General features: G+C 46.0%; 3 protein-coding genes. 1 reads left to right on the top strand and 2 read right to left on the bottom strand.

Annotation, left to right across the window (positions count from 1 at the left end; all coding sequences use genetic code 11):
• Positions 1-96: 96 nt before the first annotated feature.
• Complete coding sequence (locus tag F6K20_RS31155; RefSeq protein ID WP_287297310.1) at positions 97-969, bottom strand: S-methyl-5'-thioadenosine phosphorylase; 873 nt, start codon at positions 967-969, stop codon at positions 97-99.
• Positions 970-1,318: 349 nt separating this feature from the next.
• On the opposite strand from F6K20_RS31155, the gene F6K20_RS31150 reads away from it, so the two are divergent.
• The gene (locus tag F6K20_RS31150) at positions 1,319-1,774 is read left to right on the top strand and encodes a hypothetical protein (RefSeq protein ID WP_009149151.1); all 456 of its coding nucleotides are present in this window, start codon (positions 1,319-1,321) and stop codon (positions 1,772-1,774) included.
• 219 nt (positions 1,775-1,993) lie between these two features.
• On the opposite strand, the gene F6K20_RS31145 is transcribed toward F6K20_RS31150, so the two are convergent.
• A complete protein-coding gene (locus tag F6K20_RS31145) occupies positions 1,994-2,512 on the bottom strand; it encodes a hypothetical protein (protein WP_009149152.1) in 519 nt (172 codons plus the stop codon).
• Positions 2,513-3,159 lie beyond the last annotated feature (647 nt).

The raw sequence follows: 3,159 nt of genomic DNA, 5'->3' as shown, positions 1-3,159 counted from the left end.
TCCCCTTTTTAAGGGGGATTTAGGGGGATCCCTTTGTACCTCATGGGAAAGAGAATTGCTATATATATCCAGCGCCACCTTTAGCTCTTGGCGATTTTACAAATACTTCCGCAATATCAACTCCAACTTCTCCTTAGTTGCTTCTGGAGCCTGATCCAAGGGAGTAAAAATAGCATACTTCAAGGCAGAATGAGCTTTAGAAACAGGTGGATTATCAACTAACCGGCGCACTGTTTCTTGAATCACCTTCTGAGCATTAATCGCATTGCGCTGTAGATTATCAAGTATCATATTCACGGTGACATGGTCATGATCCTCATGCCAGCAATCATAATCGGTGACGAGGGCTAGGGTAGCATAGGCAATTTCGGCTTCCCGTGCTAACTTGGCCTCTGGCAAGTTGGTCATGCCAATTACTTTTGCGCCCCAACTGCGGTAGAGATTAGATTCGGCCATGGTGGAAAATGCTGGCCCTTCCATGCACAGATAAGTGCCACCGTTATGTACGGTAACCTCTGGTAACTCCAAACTTGCGATCGCATCCACTAAAATTCCCGCCAGTTGGTTGCACACCGGGTGTCCAAACCCAATATGAGCCACAATCCCGTCCCCGAAAAAGGTGGAAACCCGATTCTTCGTCCGGTCAATAAACTGATCCGGTACCAGCATATCCAAGGGTTTGACCTCTTCCTGGAGAGAACCCACTGCTGAGGCAGAGATGATATACTCTACGCCTAACTGCTTCATGGCATAGATATTGGCTCGGAAGGGTAACTCCGAAGGCATCAGATGATGATTGCGACCATGACGAGCTAGGAAAGCTACAGTAGTTCCTTCTAAGGTTCCCAGCATCACGGCATCGGACGGAGGACCAAAGGGGGTGTCAATCGGTACCTCCTGCACATCCTTGAGAGCAGCCATTTTGTAAAGTCCGCTACCGCCAATAATCCCAATTTGTGCTTTCACCATGGTGTTTGTTCTTACTCTGCCTCAGTCCAACGCTTTGTTATTTTACCTTAAATTGTATTAATTTTTGTTAAGGGGTAAGCATTCAGCCGTCAGCCGTCAGCCGTCAGCCGTCAGCCACAAGCCTTGGCCATTCGCGTAGCGTGGCCAAGGCTTGTGGCTGATAGCACCTCAAGTAGCACCATCTGTAGTGCATTAGCTGATACGCGACACGCTGATAGCTGATAGCTGACGGCACCTCAAGTAGCGTGCGCGTAGCGCTAATCGCTGTTCGCTGATAGCTGATAGCTGAATGCTTACGTTAAGGGATTTTAAAATACAGAGTGATGTTCCGATGCAATAGTTTTGCCTTATGTCTGACCAACCTCTTGGGAAACCCCGTCCTCTGGTAAAAGTGATGCTGCTATCCGTAGCCACATTAACGCTGTATTACGGTTGGTACAAGTGGATCATTCAGGAAGAGTTGCGAGACTATAACAATTCTGGTTGGTCCGGTAACCTGTGTTTACTACCGTTCCTTTTAGGTGTCGCCGTTCCACAAGCCTTATGGATATTAGATCCCGATGTGCCTGGGTGGTTTGGTTGGTTTTCCCTGGTCGGTATCGTTTGGATTTACATTGTGCAGTTCAGGCTTTACCGCACAGTTAACCAACTGTATCGACAAGAAGGACTCACAGAACCTCTGGTAGTGTGGTGGATTTTCATACCTGGTTTGAATTTAATTGTGGGATTAAAGCAAATTCATGTACTGAGCCAATTTTGGACAATGAAACAAGAAACTATACCGGACGGGGCTATTTTGAATTGAAGTAAAAAGCAGACTTGTTGAACTTTGGAATAGGGAATAGGGAACAGCGGATCTGGGAACAGGGGGAAGAATGTCTGTGTTGACAACAACGATAGACAGACATCAGCCATGTTGGTAATCGTTTACTACTCGATTCAACATTTCTGAGCAAATATTCCCGACTCCCGACTCCCGACTCCCGACTCCCGACTCCCGACTCCCGACTCCCGACGATTCAAACTAAAATCTTAAACCAAATCCACCTTGAACAGAGGCAGCCACGCCGCCACCCTCCCGATAGGCATCAAAAGCAATAATCGCATTACCAAACAAAACCGTTTGGCTATTAGGAATCATAAAATCAATACCAGGTTGTATAGCAAAACTTGTCTTATCTCCTACTGGTGAGGGAGAGTGACCGCTAGCAAATACAGCCCCTGCTCCCACGTAAGCATCGGTTTGCCAGTTAAGGGGGAAATCGTAGGAAATTGTTGGCACAATAGCAGTGCCAGCACCAATCAGGGCTTGTGTCCGGAAGGAAATGGGGATTTCTAGGAATTTGTAGCGAAACGCAATTAATCCACCAATTTGCTGACCTTCTCCATCATCATCCTTTGTAATACCAAACGTAGGACCGATTCCCACATAACTTCCGTAGGCAGCTTGAGCAAATGCTGGTTGCGACTTAATCATTAAACTAGCCAGACTCACCAGCACTAGCGTTCCTAGTGTGGACAATAAACCAATAGCATTACCCATTTCCTCAACTCCTCAATACCTAATTCTAATGATGGCTGCTTTCTCGCTTATCTTAGCTTAATTGCTGCGGTGAAACTAATATAGCAAAGGCAACAGGGAATAGGGAACAGGGAACAGAGGTAATAAAATTGAATATACCTCATAGCTATGAAAAACGCTATACAAACCTAATATACAGGTTGATGTTTGTTTTTTTTACTGTTGATAGTTAACTTGACATCAAACGCAATCAATTAAGCAATAACTATGGTGGTTAAGCGGGTTTTAAACTGAAGTCAACTCGAAGATAGTGAATCGACTCAGTAACTTTTGAATTTATGCGATCGCGTAGCGGATCTTACCGAGCATCGCGTAGCGGATCTTACCGAGCATCGCTAATTTTTTCTCTTGTTAAAAACTTTAGCCTACTTGATTTTTTCCCACTTGTTTATTACCACTTGTTTCTTCCTTGTTGGGTGCATCTCCTAAAAGCTGTTTGACCCGGTGGGTGGAACGGGCATCTTGCCCGTTACTGATAGCTGATAGCTGATAGCTTACCCCGACTCCCGATTCCCTACTCCCGATTCCCTACTCCCTACTCCATACTCCCTACTCCCTACTCCCTACTCCCGATTCCCGATTCCCGACTCCCGATTCCCGATTCCCGA

The organism is Moorena sp. SIO2C4 (genome assembly GCF_010672485.1).
GTDB classification, from domain to species: domain Bacteria; phylum Cyanobacteriota; class Cyanobacteriia; order Cyanobacteriales; family Coleofasciculaceae; genus Moorena; species Moorena producens.
Note: the sequence above shows the minus strand (reverse complement) of the source record. Positions and strands in the feature narration are given on the sequence as shown.